The sequence below is a fragment of the Roseicyclus sp. genome, from assembly GCF_018402035.1.
Taxonomy (GTDB): domain Bacteria; phylum Pseudomonadota; class Alphaproteobacteria; order Rhodobacterales; family Rhodobacteraceae; genus Roseicyclus.
The window spans coordinates 1-3,243 of the sequence record NZ_JAGYJN010000043.1 but is presented as its reverse complement, the minus strand read 5'-3'; the positions used below and the strand labels follow the sequence as shown (position 1 = coordinate 3,243).

Below are 3,243 nucleotides of genomic sequence, written 5' to 3'. Positions count from 1 at the left end.
TTTGCACAAAAGTGCAGCTTATCTTGATAGAGGAAATCCATACTCAGATGACTTTCAAATTTTTCAAGAGAGATTACTCCAAGGTTATAGAATGTTAAATACAATAAACCCGCACCAGAAAATGTGGGGTGATTACATTCAAGAGGATATAAAAAACTACCACATGGTTTATGATAGCTTTCAACAAACTATTTTTCTCGAAGGCGATCAGATCCAAGAGTGGCCACAAAGTAGCTATAGAGCACCAGTGCCAAGCTTGAAAAAGCTTGAATGACGAAACCATTGGATTTGTATCGTACTATTCGGAGCGGTTCATCGAGTATTATTTTCCATATAGGGCAAAACCGATCTAGAAAGCTTCTGAAAGAATGAGTTTCGAGCAAGAATTCCACAAGAAAATGAATGAAGGCGACGTATTTTGCGCATTTGAGATCTGCAAATTAGGTGCGGAAGCTGGTGATGATATCCTCCAACAGCAGTTAGGGTTTATGTATGAATTTGGATTGGGCACCGACGAAAATAAGGACGAGAGCTTAAAATGGTATTTAATTGCGGCAGAGAATGGTAATGCTAGCGCTCAACATTATCTAGCATCATTATACGGACGTGGGGACCTTGTTAAAAAGAATTTAACCAAATCACTACATTGGTACACCGCAGCCGCAGAGCAAGGTGAAGCATGCGCACAATATATCTTAGGATGCGATTACGTTATAGGCACTTATGGACCTAAAAATTTTCATGCGGCGGCACATTGGTTTAGGATAGCCGCATTGCAGAATTGCGTAAAAGCACAAGCCGATTTAGGGAAATTGATCGCAGTGGGCTTTCTTGGCCATAACCATTTGGAAGAAGCTAACTTCTGGCTTGCGGTAGCCTTTCTTAATGGTGATGAAGGATTCATAAATGCCACTATGTCGCTAAACGAGGCGACTGGGGAAATAGATCCGTCAACAGACGCAGAGGTTCGAGCACAGAAATTCTTTAATGGTTGCGAGAAGTTTTCAGCGACGCTGAATTCAGATCTAAGCAATAGCTCAAAGCCAAAAGCTTTGCAGTTCAGGGAGATTGAATGTGCAGCTAGAAATGGTGATATAGTGGCACAGTACAAGGCTGGAAGTTTATACTACACCTATTCAACCTTTCGGAATCTGAGAAAGGCCTCGAATTGGCTGAATAAAGCAGCTCAGCAGGGCCATGTTGAAGCAAGAAACGCTGTCAAGGCGCTTAGCACCTCTGGCCTAAGATACTAGCGCTTTTCAGCTGCTGAGGTGTTCTAATAATTATTGGCAAGCATAAAGTTTGGGGGAATAGATGATTAGCAAAATCACTTCGTATCTTCATGTCACAAAAAATGCATTATTTACCCAAAGTTTGCGTATGTCTTCAGTTATTGGTTGCGTCATAACGCTCTGCTCTACCCAACCATCTGTATCCCAAGATGCTATAGCTACAACTTCCTTCGAGGACTGGTCAGTGTTTGAGGATGAGGTGGCTTGCTGGGCTGCTTCTGAAGCTTTTCAAGAACCAGGGGTTGATACCAGTTCGGAACAGCATTTGATGTTTGTGACGTTCTTCTATGGTGTTCAAATTCCTGAGATTTCATTTAATGTTGGAAGTTGCTGTGGAGAACCTGCATACGCTCGGAGTAACAACAACACTTTAACGCTATTCTATGAGGATGAAAATTATTTTCCTACAGATTCTGAAATTGATTTTCTACTTCAAATCCTTAGGGGCGAGAAGCTCGAGTTAGTGGCAAACGATAATAACGAAGTATTTTTCTGGTTTTCACTTTTAGGCTTTCGAGAATCCTATAATCATTTAGCGAAAACATGTGAATTCAATCCAATTATCATTACGGATGAATTTTATAGATCAAATCAAGGATGACTTAATAATTTTTTATTAATCTTTCAAGTTCTTTTAGATGTTGTGGCTCAAAGATAGGACGCATAGATCTTTTCTTTTTGAAAAGATTCAGAAGGGAGAGATAAATTACTGTTGCTTCAGTCTTGGCTCGGTCGCTTTTTGGATGTGTCATTAGAAAAGCTGCAAGATTATACTGCGAGGCCAAGCAACCATTGAGAGCCGCAGTGCGAAGCCATTTTTCGGCGGCGGCATTATTTGCAATGCCGTATATCCCACTTCTGTACTGTATGCCAAGCCAGCCCTGTGCTTGTGTATTCCCGCTTTTTGCAGATTTGTGCAGACCTTGAAAGATGCTGAGTACGGATACCGAATAGAACTCATCCGAAACTGTTGAAGCCTTGCTATTTTCTATGCAGTGGATGTGTAGTATTTCGTGAATAACTATCCATGCATCATGTCGACCTTGTTCTGCAAGTTCTTGCAATTTAAATACTGCACTCCTGCGCTCGGCGTTTGTAGCGCCCAAGCATGCTGCAGCGGCAAGATGTTTTTCTGTTAAATCTCTATTTCTTTTTTTGTATGAATATGGATAAAAGGTATGCATTTTTTCTCACAATGTTGCTCGTTGCGTTGGAAATTTCATTTCTCTTGTGAGCATCCAACATGTTTCTTGCGGAAGCACTGGGTGTGATCATGGCTTTCTAAACAGGTTTTTCATTGTTGCGTTAAGGTGGTAACTTGAGAAGCTAACGAACTGGAGCCCCCATGACGGTCTCACATGACGAACCAAGGTGGCCGCACAAACCGGCCATTAAGTTGATGGACTTCCATCAGGGACGCATGCTGTTGGCCAGTGGGCATCGTCGGGCCGATCTGTTGACCCTGACCGACGCTGACTTTGAGCGACATCATGGGTTCATCCAATGGGCTTTTCCCACCCCTGAGAAATCATACAACAACTTCAGCGCCCCCCTTCTCGATCTCGGAACAGCAATTTGGCTGGCCGAAGATGGAGAAAGTATTGATTTCCTGGAACGGATGACGGTCAGGTTCCTGCAGTTTTTGAGGGACAACAACCATTGGCGGTCGTCTTACAACCACAACCACCTGCGCATCACGAGGGTCATGAACAGCCTTAGGATCTTGCACAGTTGGGATCTTGCTCAGTGGTTCCATGAGCAGGTGATCAACTTGGCTGGTGACAGCTACGAGCAGATGACACGCCCAAGATTGTTCTGGGAGGCGCAGTCAAGCTCACTACATGATCGAATAGCAGGAAGTGTTGTGGGGCTTGCGATCGGTGATGCGTTGGGTGCGCCCGTAGAGTTTACACCAAGGGGTCAGTTTTCGTTCGTAGAAGGCTATCAGGCC

Annotated in this window: 5 protein-coding genes; 4 read left to right on the top strand and 1 reads right to left on the bottom strand. The window is 43.5% G+C overall.

All coding sequences use genetic code 11. The features are described 5' to 3' along the window. The 3 genes from KG698_RS14860 to KG698_RS14850 all read left to right on the top strand — a co-directional run. Positions 1 to 274: hypothetical protein (locus KG698_RS14860; protein ID WP_213686323.1), on the top strand; the 274-nt coding region annotated here is incomplete at its 5' end. A gap of 94 nt (positions 275 to 368) precedes the next feature. Beyond that, on the top strand, positions 369 to 1,253 hold the full coding sequence (locus KG698_RS14855) for a tetratricopeptide repeat protein (protein ID WP_213684976.1): 885 nt from the start codon (positions 369 to 371) through the stop codon (positions 1,251 to 1,253). A gap of 61 nt (positions 1,254 to 1,314) precedes the next feature. Continuing rightward, complete coding sequence (locus KG698_RS14850; protein WP_213684975.1) at positions 1,315 to 1,893, top strand: hypothetical protein; 579 nt, start codon at positions 1,315 to 1,317, stop codon at positions 1,891 to 1,893. A 1-nt stretch (position 1,894) separates the two neighbouring features. Here KG698_RS14850 and KG698_RS14845 read toward each other — a convergent pair whose 3' ends face one another. Then, a complete protein-coding gene (locus tag KG698_RS14845) occupies positions 1,895 to 2,476 on the bottom strand; it encodes a hypothetical protein (protein WP_213684974.1) in 582 nt (193 codons plus the stop codon). 212 nt (positions 2,477 to 2,688) lie between these two features. Here KG698_RS14845 and KG698_RS14840 point away from each other — a divergent pair. Continuing rightward, on the top strand, positions 2,689 to 3,243 hold a 555-nt coding region (locus KG698_RS14840; RefSeq protein ID WP_300984174.1), incomplete at its 3' end, for an ADP-ribosylglycohydrolase family protein.

Coding starts and splice junctions, on each gene's coding strand:
- KG698_RS14855 (WP_213684976.1), top strand. CDS start 369: ATGAGTTTCGAGCAAGAATTCCACAAGAAAATGAATGAAGGCGACGTA.
- KG698_RS14850 (WP_213684975.1), top strand. CDS start 1,315: ATGATTAGCAAAATCACTTCGTATCTTCATGTCACAAAAAATGCATTA.
- KG698_RS14845 (WP_213684974.1), bottom strand. CDS start 2,476: ATGCATACCTTTTATCCATATTCATACAAAAAAAGAAATAGAGATTTA.